Annotated in this window: 23 protein-coding genes; 6 read left to right on the forward strand and 17 right to left on the reverse strand. The window is 66.4% G+C overall.

The genetic code is table 11. The features are described from left to right. Nucleotides 1–15: 15 nt before the first annotated feature. From ptsP to AMB_RS22245, 6 genes are all read right to left on the reverse strand, one after another. The gene (gene ptsP, locus AMB_RS22220; protein ID WP_011386738.1) at nt 16–1,806 is read right to left on the reverse strand and encodes a phosphoenolpyruvate--protein phosphotransferase; all 1,791 of its coding nucleotides are present in this window, start codon (nt 1,804–1,806) and stop codon (nt 16–18) included. A gap of 10 nt (nt 1,807–1,816) precedes the next feature. Further along, on the reverse strand, nt 1,817–2,122 hold the full coding sequence (locus AMB_RS22225) for an HPr family phosphocarrier protein (protein WP_011386739.1): 306 nt from the start codon (nt 2,120–2,122) through the stop codon (nt 1,817–1,819). Then, the gene (locus tag AMB_RS22230; protein ID WP_043745651.1) at nt 2,122–2,529 is read right to left on the reverse strand and encodes a PTS sugar transporter subunit IIA; all 408 of its coding nucleotides are present in this window, start codon (nt 2,527–2,529) and stop codon (nt 2,122–2,124) included. Before AMB_RS22230 ends, AMB_RS22225 begins: the two co-directional genes overlap by 1 nt. Before the next feature lie 70 nt (nt 2,530–2,599). Further along, nucleotides 2,600–3,520: an RNase adapter RapZ gene (gene rapZ / locus AMB_RS22235; RefSeq protein WP_011386741.1), complete on the reverse strand. Its 921-nt coding sequence runs from the start codon at nt 3,518–3,520 to the stop codon at nt 2,600–2,602. Further along, entirely contained in the window at nt 3,520–3,951 is a 432-nt protein-coding gene (locus AMB_RS22240; protein ID WP_043745653.1) for an HPr kinase/phosphorylase, read from the reverse strand. The genes rapZ and AMB_RS22240 overlap by 1 nt, the downstream gene beginning before the upstream one ends. 127 nt (nt 3,952–4,078) lie before the next feature. Then, a complete protein-coding gene (locus AMB_RS22245) occupies nt 4,079–5,908 on the reverse strand; it encodes a lytic transglycosylase domain-containing protein (RefSeq protein ID WP_011386743.1) in 1,830 nt (609 codons plus the stop codon). Between the two features lie 253 nt (nt 5,909–6,161). Here AMB_RS22245 and AMB_RS22250 point away from each other — a divergent pair, with 253 nt between their 5' ends. Both AMB_RS22250 and acnB read left to right on the forward strand, forming a co-directional pair. Beyond that, nucleotides 6,162–7,091 (forward strand): DUF1848 domain-containing protein, encoded by a 930-nt coding sequence (locus AMB_RS22250; protein ID WP_011386744.1) that lies wholly within the window; start codon nt 6,162–6,164, stop codon nt 7,089–7,091. Between the two features lie 463 nt (nt 7,092–7,554). Then, nucleotides 7,555–10,140 (forward strand): bifunctional aconitate hydratase 2/2-methylisocitrate dehydratase, encoded by a 2,586-nt coding sequence (acnB, locus tag AMB_RS22255; RefSeq protein WP_011386745.1) that lies wholly within the window; start codon nt 7,555–7,557, stop codon nt 10,138–10,140. 92 nt (nt 10,141–10,232) lie between these two features. Here the strand turns inward: acnB and AMB_RS22260 are convergent, their stop codons facing one another. From AMB_RS22260 to AMB_RS22310, 11 genes are all read right to left on the reverse strand, one after another. Then, the gene (locus AMB_RS22260; RefSeq protein ID WP_011386746.1) at nt 10,233–10,718 is read right to left on the reverse strand and encodes a bacteriohemerythrin; all 486 of its coding nucleotides are present in this window, start codon (nt 10,716–10,718) and stop codon (nt 10,233–10,235) included. 323 nt (nt 10,719–11,041) lie between these two features. Continuing rightward, nucleotides 11,042–11,887, reverse strand: coding sequence for a glucosaminidase domain-containing protein (locus AMB_RS22265; protein ID WP_011386747.1), 846 nt, complete (start codon nt 11,885–11,887; stop codon nt 11,042–11,044). 245 nt (nt 11,888–12,132) lie between these two features. Then, nucleotides 12,133–12,681 (reverse strand): NifU family protein, encoded by a 549-nt coding sequence (locus AMB_RS22270; RefSeq protein WP_043745655.1) that lies wholly within the window; start codon nt 12,679–12,681, stop codon nt 12,133–12,135. A 135-nt stretch (nt 12,682–12,816) separates the two neighbouring features. After that, nucleotides 12,817–13,284, reverse strand: coding sequence for a universal stress protein (locus tag AMB_RS22275; protein WP_011386749.1), 468 nt, complete (start codon nt 13,282–13,284; stop codon nt 12,817–12,819). Nucleotides 13,285–13,304: 20 nt separating this feature from the next. Further along, a complete protein-coding gene (locus AMB_RS22280; protein ID WP_011386750.1) occupies nt 13,305–14,054 on the reverse strand; it encodes a TIGR02186 family protein in 750 nt (249 codons plus the stop codon). Then, nucleotides 14,054–14,980: a sulfite exporter TauE/SafE family protein gene (locus tag AMB_RS22285; protein ID WP_043745658.1), complete on the reverse strand. Its 927-nt coding sequence runs from the start codon at nt 14,978–14,980 to the stop codon at nt 14,054–14,056. The genes AMB_RS22280 and AMB_RS22285 overlap by 1 nt, the downstream gene beginning before the upstream one ends. Nucleotides 14,981–15,241: 261 nt before the next feature. Beyond that, a complete protein-coding gene (locus AMB_RS22290; RefSeq protein ID WP_011386752.1) occupies nt 15,242–16,222 on the reverse strand; it encodes a DUF2333 family protein in 981 nt (326 codons plus the stop codon). Further along, nucleotides 16,219–17,217 (reverse strand): tryptophan--tRNA ligase, encoded by a 999-nt coding sequence (gene trpS, locus AMB_RS22295; RefSeq protein ID WP_043745660.1) that lies wholly within the window; start codon nt 17,215–17,217, stop codon nt 16,219–16,221. The genes AMB_RS22290 and trpS overlap by 4 nt, the downstream gene beginning before the upstream one ends. Before the next feature lie 62 nt (nt 17,218–17,279). Continuing rightward, nucleotides 17,280–18,827, reverse strand: a complete 1,548-nt coding sequence (gene murJ, locus AMB_RS22300) for a murein biosynthesis integral membrane protein MurJ (protein ID WP_011386754.1) — start codon at nt 18,825–18,827, stop codon at nt 17,280–17,282. Between the two features lie 7 nt (nt 18,828–18,834). Then, entirely contained in the window at nt 18,835–19,368 is a 534-nt protein-coding gene (locus AMB_RS22305) for a GNAT family N-acetyltransferase (RefSeq protein WP_011386755.1), read from the reverse strand. A gap of 248 nt (nt 19,369–19,616) precedes the next feature. After that, complete coding sequence (locus AMB_RS22310) at nt 19,617–19,955, reverse strand: cupredoxin domain-containing protein (RefSeq protein WP_043745662.1); 339 nt, start codon at nt 19,953–19,955, stop codon at nt 19,617–19,619. 257 nt (nt 19,956–20,212) lie between these two features. Between AMB_RS22310 and AMB_RS22315 the strand changes: the two genes are divergently transcribed. The 4 genes from AMB_RS22315 to pgi all read left to right on the forward strand — a co-directional run bounded on the left by AMB_RS22315 (nt 20,213) and on the right by pgi (nt 25,390). Continuing rightward, complete coding sequence (locus tag AMB_RS22315) at nt 20,213–20,788, forward strand: iron transporter (RefSeq protein WP_050750781.1); 576 nt, start codon at nt 20,213–20,215, stop codon at nt 20,786–20,788. Beyond that, nucleotides 20,788–22,254, forward strand: coding sequence for a carbohydrate porin (locus tag AMB_RS22320; protein WP_011386757.1), 1,467 nt, complete (start codon nt 20,788–20,790; stop codon nt 22,252–22,254). The genes AMB_RS22315 and AMB_RS22320 overlap by 1 nt, the downstream gene beginning before the upstream one ends. Before the next feature lie 85 nt (nt 22,255–22,339). After that, entirely contained in the window at nt 22,340–23,704 is a 1,365-nt protein-coding gene (locus AMB_RS22325) for a 4Fe-4S binding protein (protein WP_043745664.1), read from the forward strand. A 45-nt stretch (nt 23,705–23,749) separates the two neighbouring features. Beyond that, complete coding sequence (gene pgi / locus AMB_RS22330) at nt 23,750–25,390, forward strand: glucose-6-phosphate isomerase (RefSeq protein WP_011386759.1); 1,641 nt, start codon at nt 23,750–23,752, stop codon at nt 25,388–25,390. Nucleotides 25,391–25,519: the final 129 nt, after the last annotated feature.

Below are 25,519 nucleotides of genomic sequence, written 5' to 3' on the forward strand. Positions count from 1 at the left end.
CCCCCCTCTTTGGTCTCAATGTCCCTGGAAGCCGTCGAGCAACTGGCCGATCTTGCCAGAATCGGTCTGTTCCATGACCGTGCGGGCCAGGGTCTCGGCGGCGGCCAGATCGAGCGAGCGGATGCGGTTCTTCACCACCGGCAGGTTCGACGTGCTCATGGACAGGTCGCGCAGGCCGAGCCCCAGCAGCAAGGGAGCGTAGCGGGGATCGCCCGCCATCTCGCCGCAGACGCTGACCGGGATATTGGCCCGCTGAGCCGCCTGGGTGGTGAACTGGATCAGGCGCAACACCGCCGGATGCAGCGGGTTGTAAAGATGAGCCACCGCCTCGTCGGACCGGTCGATGGCCAGGGTGTACTGCACCAGGTCATTGGTGCCGATGGCGAAGAAATCGGCATGCCAGGCGATGGAATCCGCCGACAGCGCCGCGCCGGGAATCTCGATCATGGCGCCCAGCCGGGGCAGCGGATCTGGCAGGCTCACGCCCGCCTTGCGCAGGCGGCGGATCACCCGGTTCATCACCTCGCGGGTGGCGCGCAGCTCGCCCACCGTGGCGATCATCGGGATCAGGATGCGCACCGGGCCATGGGCGGACGCCCGCAGGATGGCGGCCAGCTGGGCCTCGAGCAGGTCCTGGCGGGCCAGCCCCAGGCGGATGGCGCGCAGGCCCAGCGAGGGATTGGGGCCGATGGTACAGCCCAGGGCGGGGGCCAGCTTGTCGCCACCGGCATCGAAGGTCCGCACCGTGACCGTGCGGCCGCCCATGCGCTCGACCACGTCCTTGAGGATGGCGTATTGCTCGTCCTCGCTGGGGACGTCGTCGCGGTTCATGTACAGGAACTCGCTGCGCAGCAGGCCGATGCCCTCGGCCCCGGAGTCCAGCACGGCACCCACTTCGTTGGGCAGCTCCATATTGGCCTGCAGCGTGATGCGTCCGCCGTCGCGGGTCACGGCCGGCACGTCCTTGAGGCGGGACAGCACGCGGCGCGCCTTGAGGAAGGCGGCGCGTTCGCGCCGGTAGAAGGCCAGGGTCTCCGGTCCGGGATTGATCACCACCAGGCCGTTGGTGCCGTCGATGATGACCTGTTCGCCGCCCTTCACGCCGGTCAGCAGATCGGCGATGCCCAGCACCGAGGGCAGCCCCAGGGAGCGCGCCATGATGGCGGTATGGCCCTCGCTGCCGCCCATCACGGTGGCCAGTCCGGCCACCTGATTGGGATCAAGCAGGGCGGTGTCGGCGGGGGTCATCTCCTCGGCGACGATCACCGCGTTCCTGGGCAAGGCGGTAAAGGGACGATAGGCGGTATTGGTCAGGGCGCGCAGCAAACGGCGGCCGATATCCTTGATGTCGGCCACGCGGGCGGCGAGATACGGGTCCTCCATGGCCTCGAAGCCACGGACGATCTCGTTGATCTCCTGCTGAACGGCGGCCTCGGCATTGATGCGGTCGTTGCGGATGCGGGCCTCGACGCCCCGCAGCAGGCGCGAGCCGTGCAGCATCTGGCGATAGGCATCCAGCAGGTAGCCCAGTTCCTCGCCGGCGGCCCCGCCAAGGCGCCCCGCCTTGTCCTGCAACTGCTCGACCTGACGGCCCGCATTGGCCGAGGCCTCGTTGAAGCGGGCGCATTCGGCATCCAGACGGGCGGCGGGAATGCGCAGCTCGGGGACGGTGATGGTCCCGGCGTCGTGCAGATAGAGGGTGCCGATGGCGATGCCCCGCGACACGCCCAACCCGTCGCGGACCAGTTCGGCGCGGGCCGTCGCCTTGCTTCGTCCGACCGCCTTGCTGCCGCCGTTCGCCGTCATGACCGGGCTTTCAGTCTTCGTCGAACTTGCGGTCGACGAGATCGAACAGGGCGTCCATGGCTTCGGTGGCCTGGGCGCCGGTCACCTTCAGCTCGATGGAGCAGCCGGGCGCCGCAGCCAGCATCATCAGCCCCATGATCGACAGGCCCGACACCTCGGTGCCGCGATGACCGACGGTCACCTGGGCGTCGAAGGTGGCGGCCAGCTTGACGAACTTGGCGGCGGCCCGGGCGTGCAGACCGCGTCGGTTGGAGATGGTGGCGGTGCGGACCAGCTCCGCGCCGGCCCCGCCCGAGGTTCCGATCACGTCCGACATTACTTGCGATCCTGAGTCAGCAGCTTGGAGGCGACGTTGATGTATTTGCGACCGGCCTCCTGGGCGCTGGCCACGGCATCGGCCAGGGCCTCGGAATGGCGCACGCTGGCCAGTTTGATCAGCATGGGCAGGTTGACGCCTGCGATCACCTCGACCTTGGCCTTGTCCATGATGGAAATGGCCAGATTGGACGGCGTGCCGCCGAACATGTCGGTCAGCACCACCACGCCGGCGCCGTCGTCACAGCGCGCCACGCTGGACAGGATATCGTTGCGCCGCTGCTCCATGTCGTCGTCGGGCCCGATGCATACCGCCCCGACATTGGGCTGCGGCCCCACCACGTGCTCGAGCGCGGCGACGAGTTCGTCGGCGAGCCGGCCGTGGGTGACGAGTACCAGTCCGATCATCTCAATCCCCCTTGAACGGGCAAAAGGCCAGCCCCACCGGCCCCGATCCCGCGCGTCTTGCACAGTGACATCATGAACCCCGTTCGTCGAGTTCGCGATGGCGAAGCTCGACCTTTCCGCCCCGTCGTTGCATCCACTGCGCTAGGTGCTCGGCGATGGCGACGGACCGGTGACGGCCGCCGGTACAGCCGACGGCAATGGTGAGATAGCTCTTGCCCTCGGCGGCGAAGCGCGGCAGCAGCGGCTCCAGCAGGCGGGTCAGCGACTCGATGAACGGCCCGAAGGCTGGGTCGGCGGCCACGTATTGGGCCACCGCCGGATCGCGGCCGGTCAGCGGCTTCAGCTCGGGCACATAATGGGGATTGGCCAGGAAGCGGGCGTCGAACACCAGATCGGCCTCGCGCGGCAAGCCGTTGCGATAGGCGAAGGAGGTGACGAACACGCCCAGGCCGCCATTGCTCTCCAGCCCGAAATGCCCGGCCAGCAGGCGCTTGAACTCGCCGGGCGGCTGGTTGGTGGTGTCGATCATCACGTCGGCCCGGCGCTTGAGCGGCGACACCAGGGCGCGCTCGTGGCGGATACCGTCCAGCAGCGGGCGGTCCACCGCCATGGGATGGCGCCGCCGCGTCTCGGTGAAGCGGCGGCACAGCACGTCGTCCTCGCAATCCAGGAACAGCAGCCGCACGTCCAGGCCGCTTTCGCCCATCAGATGGTCCAGGGCCGCCAGCACCGGCTCGACGCCGAAATCGCGGGTGCGGATATCGACGCCCAGCGCCAGGGGACGGGCCATGCCGCCGCCGGAGCGCACCAGACTGGCCGCCAGGGCCAGCGGCAGGTTGTCCACCGCCTCCCAGCCCATGTCCTCCAGGGCCTTCAGCGCCATGGTCTTGCCGGCGCCGGACATGCCGGTGACGATGACCACGCGGTTGCCGCCCCCGGCATGGGCCGGAGCCGAGGTCTGATCCGTCGGGCTGGAGTGCAGGTCGCTCATCACGGCGGCATTATATCTCGCGTTGAAGCGCGCATCGCAAGGCGAACCTTCGCCGCCGCCGATGCCTCGAAGGGGGCCAGCAGCAGATGGCGCAGGGTCAAGCCCAGCAATTCCAGGGCGCTCGCCTCCGGCAGCCGTTCCACCGCCGATGGGGCGACCAGATCGACCACCAAATCCAGCGCCACGCCGTCCAGATGGGGAAGGCGGACCAGCCCCAGGCCGCGCACCTCCAGCAGACCGGCGATGGTGGCGGGCGGGCGGGCGATCAGGGCCTCGCCATCGCGGTCCAGCGCCGTCTGGTCGTCGGCCACCAGAATCGCCCCGCCGTCGATCAGGCGGAGCGCCAGATCCGACTTGCCGCTTCCCGAAGGACCGCGCAGAAGAACGCCGCGGCCATCAATGGCCACGCAGGTGCCGTGTACGAAGGTCATGGGCAAAGGGTGGCGACGCCGCCCGCCGAAGTCAAGACGGGCCAGCCCCGGAAACGCTCATGGCCCCTGAAACGCTCATGGCCGGGACGACCCGGCCATGGCGAAGGGAGCAAGCCGCCTCGGCGACTCAGCGCGAGACCTTCTGGATCCTGGGATGAACCGGATCCTGGCCGTTGTAAAACGGCCAATCGCCCGAGGCCACGGCGTCCAGGGTGTCAGACTTCTGGCCAAGCCGGCTTTGATAGATCCAATAGCCGGTCATCACCCGCTGCACGAAGACGCGGGTCTGGCGGGCCGGCAGGCTTTCCACCAGCAACAGCGGGTCGTCGTTGTGACGGATATTGGTCAGCCAGCGGCCCAGATTGCCGGGACCGGCATTATAGGCGGCCGCCATTAGCAGAAGATTGCCGTTGACCGGCTCTTCCTCCAGCAGCTTGGCCACATAGCGCTGGCCGAGGCCGAGATTATGCTCGGGATCGGACAGGCGGGCACCGGCGCCCCGGCCACCGATGGCGGCGGCGGTGGCAGGCATCAGCTGCATCAGGCCGGCGGCACCGACCCCCGACCGGGCGGAGGGATTGAACGAGGATTCCTGGCGGACCAGGGCGAAGACCAGGGCCTTATCGATCTGCCAGCCGCCCTTGGGCGTCCAGTCGGGAACGGGAAAGGCGGCGGCGTCGTGCAGGCGGCCGTTCTCTCGCGGCAGCGAGCCGCCCAGACTGACCGCCAGGGCCGGCATCTGGCCGGCATAGGCCATGACCAGCATGGATTGCCGCAGACCCTTGCTGGCGTTGGGATAGAGCTTGCGCAGCTCTTCCTCGGCAGCGGCGCGGTCGCCCAGCTGCAGCAGGCCCAGGGCGCGGCGCGCCCCGGAAACGCGCATCAGCAGATCGGCGTCGCCCTCGGTGAAGGGCGGCACTTCCCACGAGAATTCGGAACCATGGCCCAATTCGGCGCGGGCCAGCAGGCCGTAATAGGTGCGCGACGAGGTGGCGGCCAGTTCCAGCCAGTGATTGACCGCCTCGGGACGGCGGGTCACCAGATTGGCCCGCGCCGCCCAGAACGCACCGGCGGCGGACAGCCAATCCTGGCCGTCGGAATACTTGGCCACTTCCTCGAAATGGCGGCGCGCCACGTCGGGCTTGCCCATGCGCCACTGGGCCAGGCCGGCGATCCAATGGGCGGCGGGCAACTGCTCGCCCGAGCGTTCGGCCGAGAGGCCGGCCAGGGTCGCGGCGGGCTCGTCGCGGCCGCCGGCGAAGTGATCGGCGGCAACCATCAGCCGCATGCGGTCGAAGTCTAGCTCGGACAGGGATTGCGCCTCGGCCGATGCCATCATGGCCTCGACGCGGGCCGGCTCCTCGTCGCGCAGGGACTGGCGCAGCTTGGCCTTGAACGCCTTCACCTTGGCGGACGACGAATCCACGTCATAGGCCACCTCTTCCCAGGTGGCGCCATCGTCCTCGGAGGAAATGCCGGTGCCCTTGAGGCCGCCCTTGGCCGGAGCGCGCAACGCGCCGCCGCCCTTGACGCCCTTGAGACCCTTGGCCAGCTTGTGAATGGCCTCGGCCTGCGGCAGATCGGCGTAATCCGCCAGCCAGGCGCGGATTTCCTGGAACTTGGGCTTGGCTCCCGGCGCCATCAGACGCTGGGCCAGCACATGGCCCTTCAGCAATTCGTCGCGGATCTTGCCCAGTTCGCGGTCGGCGGCGGCAAACTGGCCCGAGGTCTGCAGCGCCATCACCCGCTTGTAGAGGTCCACATCGCCCGCCGACAGCGGCTTGGGCAGGGGGGCCACGCGGGCTTCACGATTGGAACCGGGAAGGATGGCGGCCGTCTGGGCGCCGTCGGCGGCGGCGATTCGCACCTTGGCCGGCTTGACGGGTTCACCCGCCAGGGCCGGAGACGTCGCCGCCATGATCGCCAGCATCACTGCCGGGAGGAGCCTGTCGCGCAAGGCTGTTCTCCTCTGAATTCGCTGCGGGACCGATTCGCCCGTCGCTCGCGGATCGCGCGCCGGGATCGGACCACTGGGTTATCGACAAAACCAATCGAGGTCCCCGGTTTTATAAATGACGCCCCCCGCCAGAGCAACGAAAAACGACTCGCGATTCATAAACAGATTGTAAAATTCCATTACAGAACAATGACTTGTTCTTTGCTGCCGAGTCCTGGTGGCAGCAGAGCCGCCTAACCGCCATAATGGGGAAATGATCGTCTCGGCCAGCTATCGCACCGACATTCCGGCCTTTTACGGCCGCTGGTTCCTCAACCGCTTTCGCGCCGGATGGGCCAAGGCGGTCAATCCCTATGGCCGCCAGATCTCCACCATTCCGTTACGAAGCGGCGTGGACGGCTTCGTCTTCTGGACGCGCAATCCCGGCCCGTTCCGCGACGCCCTGGACGAGATCCGCCGGGCGGGCCTGCCCTTTGTCCTTCAGGTCACCCTGACCGGCTATCCCCGCGCCCTGGAAAGCTCGGTGATCGAGGTCGAGCGCTCGCTGGCCCTGATGTCCGATCTGGCCCGCGCCCATGGCCCCCGGGTGGTGGCGTGGCGCTATGACCCCATCCTCGCCACCTCGGCCACCCCGCTGGACTGGCACGAGGACAATTTCGCCAGGCTGGCGGCGCGGCTGGAGGGCATCACCGACGAGGTCTCGGTGTCGTTCGCCACCCTCTACCGCAAGACCGAGCGCAATCTGGCGGCGGCGGCGCGCGCCCACCACTTCGGCTGGAGCGACCCGGCGCCCGAGGACAAGCGCGGCTTGCTGCGCAGTCTGGCGGAACGGGCGGCCGGTCACGGCATCCGTCTGACGCTGTGCTCGCAACCTGATCTGCTGACGGCCGGCATTGAACCGTCGTCCTGCGTCGATGCACGGCGGCTGGAGGATGTGGCGAAGAATTGGGGACTCGATCGGCGGATCGCCGCCAAGGTCAAGGGCAACCGCCCCGGCTGCCTGTGCCACGAAAGCCGCGACATCGGCGAATACGACACCTGCCCGCACGGCTGTACCTATTGCTATGCCGTGGGCTCGCGCACCCTGGCCAAGCGCCGCTTCGCCGAGCATGACCCGGACTCGGAATTCCTGCTGCCGCCGCCCTGGCTGGACGCCGTGGAAAAGCCGCAGACCCTGCTGTGATGCAGAGGCCGTGACGACGTCACGGCTAGGCCCAAGGGGGCGCGCCGCTTATGCGGCGAAAGCCAAGCCGCCACCGGCGGCGCCCGGCGATTGAGGGGCAGCAAAAATAAGTGCGGCGGCCGGTGCCAGGGGGGGAAGCACCGGCCGCCGCGTCTGGCCGGCTCACCGCCCGTAGAGGGGACGGGGGGCGGGAGCCTTGGTGGGGGGCCATGGCGGGGATCATGGGAGGCAATTGTGGCGATTTCATGGACGCCATGCGAACCGGCCCCAAGAATTTGTCTTTTCCCCAGGCCGGGGTTGGGGGTAGTTTTCTTCCGCTTGAACCCCCACTTAAGGGTGGTATCCTGCGCGCCGGACACCGGGGACCTCGGCAACAGCCAAGGTCGCGGTGTTTGCGTGCGTCCAACGGATCGGCCGAACCACCCGGAAGTGGGGCCGCAACCTTGATCGAGAGGATTACGCCGTGCTTGAAGCCTATCGCCAGCATGTCGCCGAACGCGCCGCGCTCGGAATTCCCCCCCTGCCGCTGTCGGCCGAGCAGACCGAGGCTCTGGTGGGCCTGCTGCAGAACCCGCCCAAGGGCGAGGAACAGGCCCTCGTCGATCTGATCACCTATCGCGTCCCCGCCGGCGTGGACGACGCCGCCAAGATCAAGGCCGAATTCCTGGACAAGGTGGCCAAGGGCACCGTCGCCTGCGCGCTGATCAGCCGCGAGACGGCCACCCAGCTGCTGGGCACCATGCTGGGCGGCTTCAACGTCAAGCCGCTGATCGAGCTGCTGTCCGACGCCAAGGTTGGCGCCGTGGCCGCCGAGGGGCTGAAGAAGACCCTGCTGGTGTTCGACTTCTTCCACGACGTCAAGGAACTGGCCGACAAGGGCAATGCCAACGCCAAGGCGGTGCTGCAGTCCTGGGCCGACGCCGAGTGGTTCACCTCGCGTCCGGAAGTGCCGAAGTCCCTGACCGTCACCATCTTCAAGGTGACCGGCGAGACCAACACCGACGACCTGTCGCCGGCGCCCGACGCCTGGAGCCGCCCCGACATCCCCCTGCATGCCCTGGCCATGCTGAAGAACCCCCGTCCCGGCATCGAAGCCGACGAGCCCGGCAACCGCGGCCCCTTGAAGCAGTTGGACGCCCTGGCCAAGAAGGGCAACCTGGTGGCCTATGTGGGCGACGTGGTCGGCACCGGCTCGAGCCGCAAGTCGGCGACCAATTCGGTGCTGTGGTTCACCGGCGAGGACATTCCCTACGTCCCCAACAAGCGCTTCGGCGGCGTGTGCCTGGGCACCAAGATCGCCCCCATCTTCTACAACACCATGGAAGATGCCGGCGCCCTGCCCATCGAGCTGGACGTCAACCAGATGAACATGGGCGACGTGGTCGAACTGCGCCCCTATGAGGGCAAGGCGCTGAAGGACGGCAAGGTCATCGCCGAATTCACCGTCAAGTCCGAGGTGATCTTCGACGAAGTGCGCGCCGGCGGCCGCATTCCGCTGATCATCGGCCGCGGCCTGACCGCCAAGGCCCGCGAGGCCCTGGGTCTGCCGGTCTCCACCCTGTTCCGCCTGCCGGCCGTTCCCAAGGACACCGGCAAGGGCTTCTCGCTGGCCCAGAAGATGGTCGGCCGCGCCTGTGGCCTGCCCGAGGGCAAGGGCATGCGTCCCGGCACCTATTGCGAGCCCAAGATGACCACGGTCGGCTCGCAGGACACCACCGGCCCCATGACCCGCGACGAGTTGAAGGATCTGGCCTGTCTCGGCTTCTCCGCCGACATGGTGATGCAGTCCTTCTGCCACACCGCCGCCTACCCCAAGCTGGTGGACGTCAAGACCCACCGCGAGCTGCCGGGCTTCATCTCCACCCGTGGCGGCGTGGCCCTGCGTCCCGGCGACGGCGTCATCCATTCCTGGCTGAACCGCCTGCTGCTGCCCGACACCGTGGGCACCGGCGGTGATTCCCACACCCGCTTCCCCATCGGCATCTCCTTCCCGGCCGGCTCCGGCCTGGTGGCCTTCGCCGCCGCCACCGGCGTCATGCCGCTGGACATGCCGGAATCGGTGCTGGTGCGCTTCAAGGGCAAGATGCAGCCCGGCGTCACCCTGCGTGACCTGGTCAACGCCATCCCCCTTTACGCCATCCGCGCCGGCCTGCTGACCGTGGAGAAGAAGGGCAAGAAGAACGTCTTCTCCGGCCGCATCCTGGAGATCGAGGGCCTTCCCGACCTCAAGGTCGAGCAGGCGTTCGAGCTGTCCGACGCCGCCGCCGAGCGTTCGGCCGCCGCCTGCTCGGTGCGCCTGGATAAGGCTCCGATCATCGAGTACATGACGTCCAACATCACCCTGATGAAGTGGATGATCGCCAACGGCTACGAGGATGCCCGCACGCTGGGCCGCCGCATCAAGGCCATGGAGGCCTGGATCAAGAAGCCGGACCTGCTGGCCCCCGATGCCGATGCCGAATACGCCGCCGTGATCGAGATCGATCTGGCCGACGTCAAGGAGCCCATCGTCGCCTGCCCGAACGATCCCGACGACGTCAAGCTGCTGTCCGAAGTGGCCGGCGCCAAGATCGACGAGGTGTTCATCGGCTCGTGCATGACCAATATCGGTCACTTCCGCGCCGCCGGTAAGGTGCTGGAGGGCAAGTCCGACATCCCGACGCGGCTGTGGATCGCGCCCCCCACCAAGATGGACGCCATGATCCTCAACGAGGAAGGCTACTACTCGGTGCTGGGCAAATCGGGCGCCCGCATGGAGATGCCCGGCTGCAGCCTGTGCATGGGCAACCAGGCGCAGATCCGCAAGGGCTCGACCGCCATGTCCACCTCGACCCGCAACTTCCCCAACCGCCTGGGCATCGACACCAACGTCTATCTCGGCTCGGCCGAGTTGGCCGCCGTCTGCGCCCTGATGGGCAAGATCCCGACGGTCGCCGAGTATCTGGAGCAGGTGAACGTGGTCAATGCCAAGGCCGCCGACGTCTACCGCTACATGAACTTCGACAAGATCGCCGAGTTCAGCGACGTGGCCGCCAAGGTCGCCGTCTGAACCGACGGAACCTGATCAAGGCAAAGCCCCCGCCGGGAGACCGGCGGGGGCTTTTTCCTGTCGGGGGGTGTCGATGATGACCCCCTTCGCCCTCAGTGCCCCACCCCGGCGATCTGCTCGGACAGGGCGACGGCGGCGCGCTGGCGCTTCTTGGCGTCCTGGGTCTCGGCCTGATACTTCAGCACATAGGGCTTCATGCGCAGATCGGACTGGATGATGTGATCGACCAGCCATTCGCGTAGAAAGCCGCCCAGCCCGCGGATCATCTCGTCACGGGCCGTCCCGGTGGCCTGGGTGTATTGCTGGGCGATTCCCGTCAGCTGCTTGAGAACGTCCCGGTGCCCATGGCGGTGGGAATCATGGTAGGGGTAGCGGATCAGCACCTGGATCTCTTCCTCGCGCTTGAAATGGGCGCCGGTGTATTCCACCAGCCCCAGCAGCACGCGGGCGACCCGCTTGTGGTCGATCTTGCCGACCACGGCAGCCTCGAAGACGTTGATCATGTCGACCAGATGCCGGTGATCCGCATCGATGGTCTCGTCGCCCACGCTCATGGCCTCACGCCACGCAATGGTCATGGCCTCGCCCCTTTTCTGGCCCACCCCTCAAAGAGGATAGCCGGGGCGCGACAACTGGGGCCATATCCATTTCGGTAAAGTTCTACCGATGGCAGCGATACCTTGGTATAGGGGCTGCTTGGCAGGCTGCGGAGAGACCCCCCTTTGGGGGCTTTTGCCCCCGATCCCCCAATCGGGAAGCACCGCTTCCCGAACCCTTCAGCTTTTTAAAAATGCTGGAGGTTCGGAGGCTGTGCCTCCGAACGGGTCGAGGCGGTCGCCCTGCCGCGCAGCGGGGTTCTTCCCCAGCCTGCCAGAGCGCGTCAGTTTCAAACTGAAGAACTCTAACCTCGCCGCGCCTGGACCCGGCCCAGCCGGGCCTGATCGTAACGATTCAGGTCGTTACGGCGGATCAGGGCGCGGATGGTCTGCACATAGGCGTCGCCGCGCTCGGAATAGGTGGACAAGGCTGCCGCCAGGGCATGGCCATCCGGACGCATCCCCTCGGCGCGGGCCTGAGCGCGGGCCCGGCGCAGCCCGTCATAGGCGCGGTGGGTGTTGAGGTTGTGCACATAGGCGCGCACCGCCTCGTACAGGGTAGCGAAGCTGCGCATGCCGCTGCCGTCGGCCGAGACTTCGACCGTGTGGCCGAACAGGTTGCGCGAGCGGCGGACCAGCTTGGAGGTCCCCCAGCCGGATTCCTCGGCCGACTGGGCCAGGGCCAGGGACGGCGGCACCACGTCGACGCGCGACAGCAGCTTGCGCAGGTTGCCGTCCTCCACGTCGTAGCGCTCGGCCAGTTCGGCCAGCCAGGTGTGATCCGATGCCGGAATATGCAGACGGTTGGCCTTGCGGTTCATGATGTCGAGCAGGCGCGAGCGCTCTGCGGCGATTTCCTCGTCCACCGCCAGTACCAGCGGCAGCATGACGCGCAGGAACACCGCCTTCTTGCCCTCGATGTCGGGCAGATCGTCGATATCGCCGGGAACATTGGAAAGGAACAGCGGCGGCACCTCGGCCTGACCGGCGGCGACCGCCTCAAGGCGATAGCCCATGCGGTCGAGGGCCAGATTGAGGCGGGCGGCGCTGCTGACGTCATCGCCGGTGAGGCTTGCGGCTTGCGGGGCGGCAGCCGGCTGGACCTGGGGGCGGGCCACCGCGACAGGCGCGGCGGTATCATGAAGTACCATCCAGTACAGACCGCCAACCGCGCCGAGAACGGCGAGGACACTAAGGGCGGAAAATACTCGGGATCCGATCGACCCGACTCGCATACGGCGCGGCCTCCGTTTGTTGCAGTGCAATATCGAGGAGGACTTTACCCGAGGCGATTGAGGTAAATCAACCCAAAACCGCCTGATATACGAACGGAAACAGAACATGCCCCGGGCCGGAGCCACGGGGCATGCCGATTAAACCGAGAATAAAGAGGCGGTTAGTCCACCGCCTGGACGGCCATCACCTCGGGAACATAATACTTCAGCATGTTCTCGATGCCATGCTTCAGGGTGGCGCTGGACGAGGGGCAGCCGGAACAGGCGCCCTGCAGGTGCAGGTAGACGATGCCGTCCTCGAAGGCGCGGAAGATGATGTCGCCGCCGTCCTGGGCCACGGCCGGACGCACGCGGGTGTCCAGCAGCTCCTTGATCTGCATGACGATGCCATCGTCGTCGCCCGACGCGGCCGCCGCCTCGGAGCCGGGATTGATCACCGGATCGCCGGAATTGTAGTGGTCCATGATGGCCGCCAGCACCTGGGGCTTGACCACCTGCCAGTCAGCGGCATCGAGCTTGGCCACGGTGATGAAGTCGGTGCCGAGGAACACGCTGCCCACGCCGTCGATGGCGAACAGGCGGGTGGCGAGCGGCGAGCCCGAAGCCCGCGAGGCCTCGGCGAAATCGGCGGTCCCCTGGCCCATCACCACGGTGCCGGGAAGGAACTTCAGGGTGGCGGGATTGGGGGTGGGTTCGGTCTGGATGAACATGGGGGTCCTTACGCTTCGGAGCACGAAAACTGCCTCTAGTAGATGGCGACGCCTATCTCCGAGTCAAGGAGTAGGATGAAGCCCGACCGACGTCCCGATGAATTCATCGGGGCGCCCGGCGATTGAGGGCGTATCCTAGGTGATGGCATCGATCTGTTCGGCCGTCAGGCTGCCGGGAACCAGGGTCAACGGCACGCGGAGCTTGCCGATATATTTCCCCGTCAGCGCCGTCACCAGTGGCCCCGGACCACCCGGCCCGGTATCGGCGGCCAGCACCAGCACCGAGATGGAGGGCTCTTCGGTAATCAGGGCGATCAGTTCGTCCCGGGGATTGCCCTCGCGCACATGAAGCACCGGAAGATGGCCTGACATCTGGTTGACGTCGCCGGCCAGACGGTTGAGCAATTCCTCCGCCGCCTCGCGGGCCTCGGCGCGCATCAGATTGCCGATGGAGGCGAAATGCTCGTACTCGGTGGGCTCGATCACCCGCAACAGCGCCACCTGCCCGTCCGAGGAGCGGGCGCGGCGGCAGGCGAAGCGCAACGCCGCCTGCATCTCGGGCGAATCGTCCACAACCACCAGGAAAACACGATTGGTCGGCATGATGTCCTCCCCGGAAATGATCAGGCTTTCTTGAACACCACCGCCGCCAGCCAGCCGGCCAGAGCCGCCAGCGCGATGGCGATGAGACCGTAGGCCGCCGCCTGATGATGGGCGAAGTCAAAGACATCGGCACCGATGCCGATCTTGCTGACCACCAGCGGTGTGGTCTGGGCACTGACCACTTGGCCGCCGGACATCAGATAGACCTCGACCATATAGACCCCCACCGGCACGTTGGCGGGGAAATGCACGTCGGTGCGGAACAGGCGCTGGCTCAGCATGCCGATATCGAGCACCTTGTCGCCGTACAACCCCTTCTTCTGGTTCAGCCGGAACAGGGCCTGGCGGTACTGTTCCAGGTTGGACCCCGCATCCTTCACCCGGATGTCCAGATCCAGATGCTCCAGCCCGATCTGATGGCGGTCCAGGATGGCGGGCGACGCCAGCTGGTCCAGCGGACGGGTCGAGGCCACCTGATAGAACGAGGGCGCGTTGTCCACCTTGGCGATGCCGGAGTTGATCCAGATGCCGGCGGTACGGTCCTTGCGCCGCAGGGTCTCGGCCTTGTTGGGGCCGCGCACCACCACCACCACGTCGCCCGCTTTGCCGCCGTCCATCTCCTCGATGGCGCCGAACAGCAGCACGTCCGTTCCGGCGAAACCGGTGGTGATGGCCACCAGATGCTTGGACAGATCCGCCACCAGCGGCTCCACCGCCCAGGCGGACGGAGCCGGGATCAGCAGGACGAGAAGAAGAAGCAGGCGTTTCATCAGTGCTTCCCTCCCGTCCCGGCGGCGAACAATTCGCCCGGCACCGTGACCATGTCGAAGAGCAGCTTGACGCACACGCCCAGCACCATCAAGGCCAGCAGCGACCGCAATTGCTCGCCCTTCAGCTTGACGCCGAAGCGGGCGCCGACCTGGGCGCCGATCACGCCGCCCAGCAGCAGCAGCAGGGCCAGAACCACGTCCACCGTGTGGTTCATGGTCGATTGCAAAAAGGTGGCATTGGCGGTGACGAAGATGATCTGGAACAGCGAGGTGCCCACCACCACCGCCGTGGGCATGCCCAGCAGATAGATCATGGCCGGCACCATGATGAAGCCGCCGCCCACGCCCATCAGGGCGGCCAGGATGCCGACCAGCAGGCCGATGGCGGCGGGAACGATGGCGCTGATATAGAGCTGCGAACGGCGAAAGCGCATCTTGAACGGCAGGCCGTGCATCCAGCTGTGCTGGTGCTTCTTGCGCACCGGAACGTTACCGCCGTTGCGCTTGCTGGCCACCAGCGCCTGGATGCTTTCCACCAGCATCAGCGAACCGACGATGCCGAGAAAGACGATGTAGAGCAGCGAGATGACCAGATCGATCTGGCCCAGACCGCGTAGCCACTTGAAGACATAAACGCCCAGCGTCGAGCCGACGAAGCCGCCCAGGGTCAGGATCAGGCCCATCTTGACGTCGACATTGCCGCGCCGCCAATGGGCGAGAACGCCGGACACCGACGACGCGACGATCTGGTTGGCCTCGGTCCCCACCGCCACGGTGGGCGGCACGCCCAGGAAGATCAGCAGCGGCGTCATCAGGAATCCGCCGCCGACTCCGAACAGGCCCGACATGAACCCCACCCCGCCACCCAGGCCCAGGATAACGAAGACATTCACCGACATCTCGGCGATGGGAAGGTAGATCTGCATTCCTTCCGCCCCCTCTGCCCCATGCACTCTCAACCGGTGCTTACGGGGCTCTTTGGTTGTCGCTCCAACCAGGGGGCGATGGCAACAGGAATTTTATGGTTTTCTAATGTTCTGTCTTCCCGGGTTGCCGAACGCCCCACCGAAGGGTCATCCCGAGCCATGGCGAGGGATCTCCTTCTGGAACGGTGTTTTCAACCTGCCCCCATATCCCAGGCGGAGATTCCTCCTCCCGATGGTCGTCGGAATGACAGAAGCACGACGCTATTTCAACGCCGCCAGCATCTCGGCGGCCTGCATGCGCACCCGGAGCGCGGCATAGCCCTGCGCCGCCAGATGGTTGGGCAGGAAGCTGGAATCGGGCGCGGCGCTCCACACCAGCCAGGGGCGCAGCCGCGCCGCGCCGGCCAGCTGGTCGACCATGCGGGTCCAGGCCTCGGTCTGGCGCCGGTCGGCCAGCACCTTCTCGAAATCGCGGCCCAACTCACGCAGCACGATGGAATAGGCGTAAAGCCGCCCCTTATTGCCGTAGAACACCCCGTCGACGCTGAAATCCAGCAGCACCGGCCGCTTGTCGGCCAGATGGTGGTCGATGGCCTCGGTGACCTCGTCGAGATCACGGATCAGCGCCTCGACCGCGGCGGCCAGCGCCTCGGGCTTGCGCTCGAACGACGCCGAGCCAGCCGCGACCATGTCGTTGTAGAGATCCAGCGAGCGTTGGGCGTTGCGGTACTGCTTCTCGGCCGAGGCGGTGGGCAGCCAGGATTTGTGGGTGTCGAACTTCCACACCGTGCCGGGATATTTCAGCAGCCCGGCGGCGTGGTTGAGGTTGACGTCGGTGCCGTTGGGGCCGAAGGCTACGCCCTTCTCGGAATTCAGCGCGCCGACCAGGCGGGACAGCCCACCCACCAGGCCCAACTGGAAGGCCGGCATGTCGCGCAGCCAGGCGCCAGGCATGAAGAAGGGGTCATTGGCGTGCCACTTGCTGACGTCCAGCTCGCGCCCGACCAGGGCGGCGGCCACCGCCACGCCGCGCGAGCGGGGGGCGGTGGCATTTCCCGAGGCGAAGTCGGGATTGTCGTCCACCTTGCTGATCACCAGCATGGCGATGGGGAAGACCAGCACCACCACCACGGCGAAGGCCCACAGGACGAAACGGCGCGACGGATGGCGCAGCACGGCGGCCACGCCCGCCAGGGCGGCGGCGACGGCGTTCAGCAGGGTTTCGGCGAAGCGCTGGGTCACGGCCGCAGGAACCCGACGATGTCGTAGACGTCCTTGATGATCGGCGCCGCGATGGCGTCGGCCCGTTCGGCACCCGAGCGCAGGACGGCGTCGATATGAGCGGTATCGGTCATCAGGCGCTTCATCTCGGTATTGATGGGGCCCAGCACCGAGACGGCCAGGTCCACCAATTCCTTCTTGAAGTCCGAGAACTGCTGGCCTTCGAACTGGGTCACCACCTGGGCCTTCTCCTTGCCGGACAGCGCGGCGTAGATCCCCAGCAGGTTGGAAGCCTCGGGACGGCCTTCAAGCCCTTCCATGGCGCCGGGCAGGGGCTCCAGGTCGGTCTTGGCCTTGCGGATCTTCAGGGCGATGGTGTCGGCATCGTCGGTCATGTTGATGCGCGAGTAATCGGACTCGTCGGACTTGCTCATCTTCTTGGACCCGTCGCGCAAGCTCATGATGCGCGCCGCCTCGGGCGGAATGATGGGCTCGGGCAGCGGGAAGAACTCGACGCCGAAATCGTTGTTGAACTTCTGGGCGGTGTCGCGGGCCAGTTCCAGATGCTGCTTCTGGTCCTCGCCCACCGGCACATGGGTGGCCTTGTAGGTCAGGATGTCGGCGCTCATCAGGTTGGGATAGGCGAACAGCCCGACCGAGGCGTTCTCCTTGTGCTTGCCCGCCTTGTCCTTGAACTGGGTCATGCGGTTCAGCCAGCCCATGCGCGCGACGCAATTGAAGATCCAGGCCAACTGGGCATGGGCCGGAACCATGGACTGGTTGAAGACGATGTGCTTGGCCGGATCGACGCCGGCGGCGATCATGCCGGCGGTGACCTCGCGGATGTTGCGGGTCAGCTCCTTGGGGTCCTGCCACAAGGTGATGGCATGCATATCGACGATGCAGAAGATGCACTCGTACGCGTCCTGAAGCCGCACCCAGTTACGGATGGCGCCCAGGTAATTGCCGAGATGGAGGTTACCGGTAGGCTGGACGCCGGAAAAAATGCGGTTCATGACGGGAATGGACTCCGGGAAAGACAATCAGGGGTCCAGGTATACTCCCTGGCCCGGCCAAATCAACCCCGCTTGCGGCGAACCATCCCCTTGATCTCCCCCAGGCTCAGCGCACCCAGCATCTGGGCCGCCGCCAGGAAGGCGATGGCGCCCAGCACCACCAGACCGGCCAGCACGCCCACCGCCATCAACTGCCCCTGGGCCAGGGGCCACAGGGCCAGCTTGCCGCCCCACAGGACCCCGCCCATCACGGCGCAGGCGGCCAAGATGCGCGGCGCCTTGGATTTCAGCCGCTCGTCCACGGTGAAGAATCCGCGCCGGGCCAGCAGCACCGCCAGGATCAGGACATTGGCCCAGGCGGCGATGGCGGTGGCCAGCGCCATGCCCACATGGCCCAGCGGCTTGGCCAGCGACAGGTTGAGAACGACGTTCAGCACCATGGCGACACCCGCCACCCGCACCGGCGTGCCGGTATCCTCGCGGGCGAAGAAGCCGGGGACCAGCACCTTGACCAGCACGTAGGCCGGCAGGCCGATGGCGAAGGCCACCAGGGCCGACGCGGTGGCCGCCGTCTCGTTGGGTCCGAACGAGCCGCGCTCGAACAGCACCCGGATCACCGGGGCGGCGATGACCATCAGGGCCACCGCCGCCGGCAGGGTCAGCGCCAACCCCAGTTCCATGGCGCGGTTCTGGCTGGTGCGCGCCGCCTCCGCCTCGCCGGCCTTCAGCTGGCGCGACAGGGTGGGCAGCAGGGCGGTGCCGATGGCGATGCCCACCACGCCCAGCGGCAACTGGTTCACCCGGTCGGCATAATTGAGGTAGCTGACGGCGCCGTCGGCCACGGTCGAGGCGATCATGGTGTTGATCACCAGATTGACCTGATAGACGCCGGCGCCCACGGCACCCGGCACGATGCGCTTGAACAGCAGCTTGACCTCAGGCGTCAGGCGCGGCCGCACCAGCCCCAGCCCCATGCCGACCCGCCGGGCAGCGCGGGACAGCCAGACGAACTGCACCACGCCGGCGGCGAAGGTCCCCCAGGCCATGGCATGACCGGCGGTCTCGGAATAGGGCACCAGGAACCACAGCCCGGCCATGGAAGTCAGGTTGAGCAGCACCGGCGTGGCGGCGGCGGCGGCGAAGCGGCCCATGGAATTGAGGACGCCCGCCTGCAGCGACACCAGCGAGATGAACAGCAGATAGGGGAAGCAGATGCGCGAGAATTCCACCGCCAGCGCCATCTTGCCCGGCACCGTGTCGAAGCCCGGCGCCAGGCCGTAGATGGCCCAGGGCATGGCCAGTTCCATCACCGCCACGAACAGGGCGAGCGCCAGCCCCAGCACGGCGAAGGACTGCTCGGCGAAGCGACGGGCAGATTCCGTACCCTCGGCGGTCATCTTGCCGGTGAACAGCGGCACGAAGGCGGCGTTGAAGGCGCCCTCGGCGAACAGCGAGCGGAACAGGTTGGGAAAGCGGAACGCCACGAAGAAGGCGTCGGCCACCGCCCCGGCGCCCAGGAAGTGGGCGATCATCATCTCGCGCATCAGGCCGGTGACGCGCGATAGCATGGTGAAACCGCCAATGGTGGCGATGGAGCGGAACAGACTCATGGCCGCACTATTGGGGCAAGCCCTCGCCGACGCAAGGGGATCCGGCAAGATTCAACTGGAAGCATTGCTCGGTCACCGGCTTGCCCCAGGTCTCGCCGGTCAGTTCCTGGGTGAGGACGAAACCCCGGGCCTCATACAGCCTTCGCGCCGCATACAGCCCGTCGAAGGTCCACAGATGCACCGAGGCGAAGCCCTTCTCCCGGCAGAACTCCAGGGCGGTGTCCAAAAGGCGCGAGCCTGCCCCCATGCCCTGGCGGTTGGGATCGACCATGAACCAGCGCAGATGCGCTCCGGCCTGCAGCCCCTTGGCGCCGTCGATGGCCACCGATCCCACCATCCGGTCGCGGGAATCCACGGCGCACCACAGCTGGCTGGCGAAGCGATGGCGGTCGCGCACGAAGGCGGCCAGCTCGCTGGCCACCTTGGCCTCGAAATAAGGTCCGAAATTCCAGTGCAGAGCGTAATAGCGCGAATGCATCGCCGCAATGTCGCCGATGGCCCCGGGTTGCCATCCCGCCACGATGTCGACCTCGTCCTTCATCTCGTCACTCCTGCCATGCCGGAGAATTCTGACATGGCAGGGCCACGATGACTACAGGAGCAGCAGGCCGAGCAACCAGTAGCTGCCGCCGGGCAGGGCGGCGATCAACAGATTGGTGGAAAGGTCGTTCATGGCGTATCCTCCCCGAGGTCAAAATAGCCATTCAGTTCGTGTGGCTATTAAGCACCTCGGGCCCCGGAAATGCGACGGATCATCCGTATTAAGGTGTTCACAGTATTTTCCGGGGGTTAGCGGACGACCAGGACACCCTTGGCCGTGGCCTCGTGATACTCGCCGAAAAAGGGGTATTCCCCGGGCTCGACCTTGCCCAGCACCACCCGGACTTCCGCGCCGGGAAAGACGATCTTTTCCCGCCGAAGCGGCAGGCACTCGAATTCCTCGGGCTCGGCATCCTCGTTCTTGATCAGCAGGATCACCTTGGTCCGGGCCGGAATTTCAAGACGCTCCGGGCTGAAACGATGGTTCTTGATGGTCAGCTTGACCAGCGTCTCGTCCGCGGCCATGGCGGCGGGGCTCAAGACGGCGAGCAGCAGGGCGGCAAGGACGATGCGGGCGAGGGCGAGCATGGCGGTTCTCTTCGAATTGCGATCAACTCTCATTCTCATACTCAAGTCCTAGCCCTTTGTCCAGACCAGGATTGTGGAAATCCGAATCCAATCGTTAATGCATTGTTTTGGCGGATGTTTATTCCGATGGCCCCCGCCGTTGCGGGTGGCCGGTTTGTCCGGACAAAAACTACGGCTGTTGACAGGCCTTCGGGGAGCGGCTACCACAGCAAATGCGAGTCACTTGCATTTGCATCACCTTCCCGCAGAGGCCCCCCATGATCAAACGCCAGACCACCCTTCCCGTCCTTGCCCCGGCCCTTGCGCTGGCGGCGGGATTGTTCGCCGCCTCCACCCCGGCCCTGGCGGTGGAATATCCCATCGGCGCCCCCGAGAACCGCTACGGCATGGAGATCGGCGCCGTCTATCTCCAGGCGGTGCGCATGGAGCCCGACGGCATGATGGCCCAGCCCGAGCAGTCGGACATCCATATCGAGGCCGATATCAAGGCGCTGCAGGGCAATCCCAACGGCTATCCCGAGGGGTCCTGGATTCCCTACCTGCTGGTCAGCTACGAGCTGATCAAGGAAGACACCGGCGAGGTGATCAAGGGCGACATGATGCCCATGGTGGCCAGCGACGGCCCTCATTACGGCGACAACATCAAGCTGAAGGGGCCGGGCAAGTACAAGGTCACCTACACCGTCTATCCGCCCAACGCCCCCGAGAACCAGGCCGGCAAGCATTACGGCCGCCACACCGACCGTGCCACCGGCGTGCGTCCGTGGTTCCCGGCCTTCAAGCTGAACTACGAGTTCGTCTTCGCCGGAATCGGCAAGAAGGGCGGCTATTGATGCGCGCCCGTCGTATCGCCACCGTGGCGGCGGCCGGCATGATCGCCGCCGCTCCAGCCCTGGCCGCCGCTCCCAAGGACCCGTCCACCGCGGAATTGCTGGCCGAGATCAGGCGTCTGGCCAACCGCGTCGAGGAACTGGAGCGTAAGAAGCCCATCGCCGCCAGCACCGAGCAGCGCCTCGAGAAGCTGGAAAACCACAATGCCGCCGTGGAAAAGGCCCTGGATCAGGACACCATCAGCGAGACCGAGCCGCAGGTGGCCGCCCGTCTTAAGGCCGCCGAATCCGAGGTGCTGTCCTATAAGAAAGGCTCCAAGGTCATCGACGTGCTGGGCGGCATCAAGGTGGGCGCCGGCATGAGCGTGGTCGGACAGAACCTGCTGGGCCAGTCGCAGGAAAAGGATGGCCAGCTCAACTGGCGCGGCGACGTGACCCTGACCATTCCCGGCGGCAGCGTCGGCGATTCCAAGGGCACCATCTTCACCCATCTGCGCATGGGCCAGGGCCGCGGCCTGGGCAATGTCAGCAATTCCATGGCCTCGGTCAACAGCACGGCCTTCCAGCGCTCCGGTGCCGACAATACCGATGCCGCCATCGGCCTGGTGGAGGCCTGGTACCAGTTGGACATGCCGTTGGGCGGCGACGCGAAGACCGCCAAGCAGCACCTGGAGATCACCGCCGGCAAGATGGATCCCTTCGGCTTCTTCGACAAGAACGCCGTAGCCAACGACGAGACCCTGTACTTCATGAACTCGGCCCTGGTCCACAACGCGCTGCTGGATGCCGGCGGCGACGTGGGCGTCGATCCGTTCGGCTTCTCGCCCGGCCTGCGGCTGGCCTATGTCAGCGACGCCGACAAGTGGAAAGTGCAGGCGGGCGTCTTCGAGAGCGGCACCGGAGCATCCTTCCAGGGCTCCAACGAGTTCCCCTTCCGCATCGTCCAGGCCGAGACCACCGAGCGCTTCTTCGGCGGATTGGAAGGCACCTACCGCGTCTACGCCTGGAGCAACGACCGCGCCACCGACTTCGACAACAAGCGGGGGCGCCACGCCGGCCTCGGCCTGTCCCTGGACCAGAAGGTGGATGATTACGTCACCCTATTCGGCCGCTATGGCTATCAGTTGAAGGGCAAGACCCGCTTCGACCAGAGCGCCAGCATCGGCGGCGAGGTCAACGGTTCGTACTGGGGACGCGGTGCCGACGGCTTCGGCGTCGGCCTAGTGGCCAACCACCTGTCCAAGACCTACCGCGACAAGTCCGAGACGCTCGACGCCGACCAGGACGGCGCGCCCGATGTCGGCTACAAGGCCACGTCCTTCGAACAGACGGCGGAAATCTACTACCGGTACCGCGTCATGCCCCGGTTCGACCTGACCCCCGATCTCCAGATCATCCGTCATCCCGGCGGAAATCCCTCGGGGGAGGTGGCCTATGCCGTGGGGCTGAGGGGGCAATTGACGTATTAACAGGTGCGAATAACTCTGCGTTGCAATATCAATGTAGCCATGCCCCGTGAAAGCGGGGCATGGTTCCGCACTTCGAGGCTTCGCCATGACCGCCATTTCGTTCCGTTCCACACCGCTGGCCGTGCTCGGCCATTTCCTGGCCCGACAGTCCCGGATGATCCAGGCGGTGCAATGGCTGATGGTGGTCGTCTATCTGGCCCTGGTCACCCTGCCCGCCTTCCTGCCGGTGCCCGATGATTCCAAGCACATCTGGGACAACCTGGTGCTGTTCGCCCAGTTCGCCTTCTGGGGGGTGTGGTGGCCCTTCGTCATGGTCAGCATGCTGGTGATGGGCCGGGCCTGGTGCGGGCTGTTCTGCCCCGAGGGCACCATGACCGAATGGATCAGCCGCCATGGGCTGGGCCGGGCCATTCCCGCCTGGCTGCGCTGGAAGGGCTGGCCCTTCGTCGCATTCGTCTGCACCACGGTCTACGGCCAGATGATCACCGTCTACGAATATCCCAAGGCGGCGCTGCTGATCCTTGGGGCCTCCACCGTCATGGCCCTGGGCATCGGGCTGGTCTATGGCCGCGGCAAGCGGGTGTGGTGCCGCTATCTTTGCCCGGCCAGCGGGGTGTTCTCGCTGCTGTCGCGTCTGGCCCCCGTCCATTTCGCCGTCGACGCCGAGAGCTGGAAGACGGCGCCGCGCACCCATGCGGTCAACTGCGCCACGCTGGTGGATGTGCGGGCCATGACCGGCGGCGGATCGTGCCACATGTGCGGCCGCTGTTCCGGCCATCGCGGCGCGGTGGAGCTGCAGCCCCGCCTGCCCGGGGCGGAGATCGCCGCCCTGCCGGCCCGCGAGGTGTCGCCCTGGGACATCATCCTGCTGCTGTTCGGCGTGATGGGCGTGGCCAGCGGGGCGTTCCAGTGGTCGGCCTCGCCCTATTTCATCGCCCTGAAGCAAGGTCTGGCCAAGATCCTTGTGGAGCATTCCATCCTGTTCCCCATGACCGAGACCCTGCCCTGGTGGCTGCTGACCAATTCCGACGAGACCGGCGAGGTCTTCACCCTGCTGGATGGCTTTTGCATCCTGACCTATATGGGCGGTGCCGCGCTGCTGTTCGGCACCATCGGCCTGGCCGGGCTGGCCGCCGCCGCCCGGATGCTGGGGCAAAGGCAGCTTCTGTGGCGGCTGGGCTATGGCCTGGTGCCGGCCGGGGCGGTGGGGCTGATCGTCGGCCTGTCGGCCATGACCCTGACCCAGCTCACCGCCGAGGGGGTATTTCTCGCCTGGGTGCCCGATGCCCGCGCCGGGCTGCTGCTGCTGGGGCTGGGCTGGAGCGCGGCGCTGCTGTGGCGTTCGCTGCCCGCCGCCGCCCTGTGGCGCCGTGCCGCCGCCTGGAGCCTGGGCATGGCCGGAGCTTTCGCCCAGCTCGGCATGTGGGGGGTGTTCTTCTTCGTCTGGTAGGGTATAGGATTCCTCCCCAGAGCGACGCGGCTTTGGGGGGCGATGATGGTGCATCCGGTTGAACTTCCCGCCTGGAAGGAGTTGGAGGCTCTGGCCGCCACCACCGGCCGGCGGCCCATGCGCGACATGTTCGCCGAGGATCCCGGCCGCTTCGACCGCTTCTCCGCCCGCCTGGGCGATCTGCTGCTGGACTATTCCAAGAACCGCATCGACGCCCAGGTGATGGCCGCCCTGGTGCGCCTGGCCGGGCAGGCGGGCCTGCCCGCCGCCCGCGAGGCCATGTTCGGCGGCGAGGCGTTCAACGTCACCGAGCACCGCGCCGTGCTGCATACCGCGCTGCGCAACCGCTCGGACCGGCCGGTTCCGGTGGACGGCCATGACGTGATGCCCGAGATCCGCGCCGTGCTGGCCCGCATGAAGGACTTCGCCGGGCGGGTGCGGTCCGGCGACTGGAAAGGCGCCACCGGCCGCCCCATCCGCAGCGTGGTCAATATCGGCATCGGCGGTTCGGATCTGGGGCCGGTGATGGTCACCGAGGCGCTGAAGCCCTATCAGAAGGCCGATCTGGCCGTCCACTTCATCTCCAATGTCGACGGCAGCCACGCCGCCGAGGTGCTGAAGCTCTGCGATGCCGAGACCACCTTGTTCATCGTGGCGTCGAAGACCTTCACCACCCAGGAGACCATTGCCAACGCCCGCACCTGCCGCGCCTGGCTGGTGGAGAAGCTGGGCGAGGCCGCCATTCCCGCCCACTTCGTGGCGCTGTCCACCAATGGCAAAGCCGTGGCCGAATTCGGCATCGACACCGCCAACATGTTCGGGTTCTGGGACTGGGTGGGCGGCCGCTACTCCCTGTGGTCGGCCATCGGCCTGTCCATCGCCCTGGCGGTGGGCTTCGAGCGCTTCGAGGAGCTGCTGGCGGGCGGCCATGCCATGGACCGGCATTTCCAGGACACCCCCCTGGAGGCCAACCTGCCGGTGATCCTGGGGCTGATCGGCATCTGGAACGCCAATTTCCTCGGCGCCGACGCCTATGCCGTGCTGCCCTACGATCAGTACCTGCATCGCCTGCCGGCCTATCTGCAGCAGCTGGACATGGAGAGCAACGGCAAGGGAACCGCCCGGGATGGCGCCACGGTGAGCTGGGGCACCGGCCCCATGGTGTTCGGCGAGCCCGGCACCAACGGCCAGCATGCCTTCTACCAGCTGATCCACCAGGGAACCCGGCTGATTCCCTGCGACTTCCTCGCGGCTGCCAACAGCCACAATCCCCTGGGCGAGCACCACCTGATGCTATTGTCCAACGTGCTGGCCCAGGCCGAGGCCCTGATGAAGGGCAAGACCGGGGCCGAAGCCCGCGCCGAGCTGGAAAAGGCCGGCATGGACCCGGCCGAGATCGCCTTCCAGCTGCCCCACCGGGTGTTTCCCGGCAACCGCCCCAGCAACACCTTGCTCTATCCCCGCCTCGATCCCTTCATGCTGGGCCAGCTGATCGCCCTTTACGAGCACAAGGTGTTCGTCCAGGGCGTGATCTGGAACATCTGCAGCTTCGACCAGTGGGGCGTCGAACTGGGAAAGGTCCTGGCCAAGGCCATCCTGGCCGAACTGTCCTCGGAAAAGACATCCAGCACGCATGATTGCTCCACCGCCGGATTGATCAACGCCGTACGGCAGATGCGGCAATAATCGGCAAATAAATTACAGCCCTTGATCTTGCCATGGCAGGCCCGCCATTTTGGCTGGCATCCCTGCATTCGAATCTGTATATGCTGAACCCGATTGAAGGTCGATACCCTGGGGAAGGGGCTAGCCGCG

Source organism: Paramagnetospirillum magneticum AMB-1, from assembly GCF_000009985.1.
GTDB classification, from domain to species: Bacteria; Pseudomonadota; Alphaproteobacteria; order Rhodospirillales; family Magnetospirillaceae; genus Phaeospirillum; species Phaeospirillum magneticum.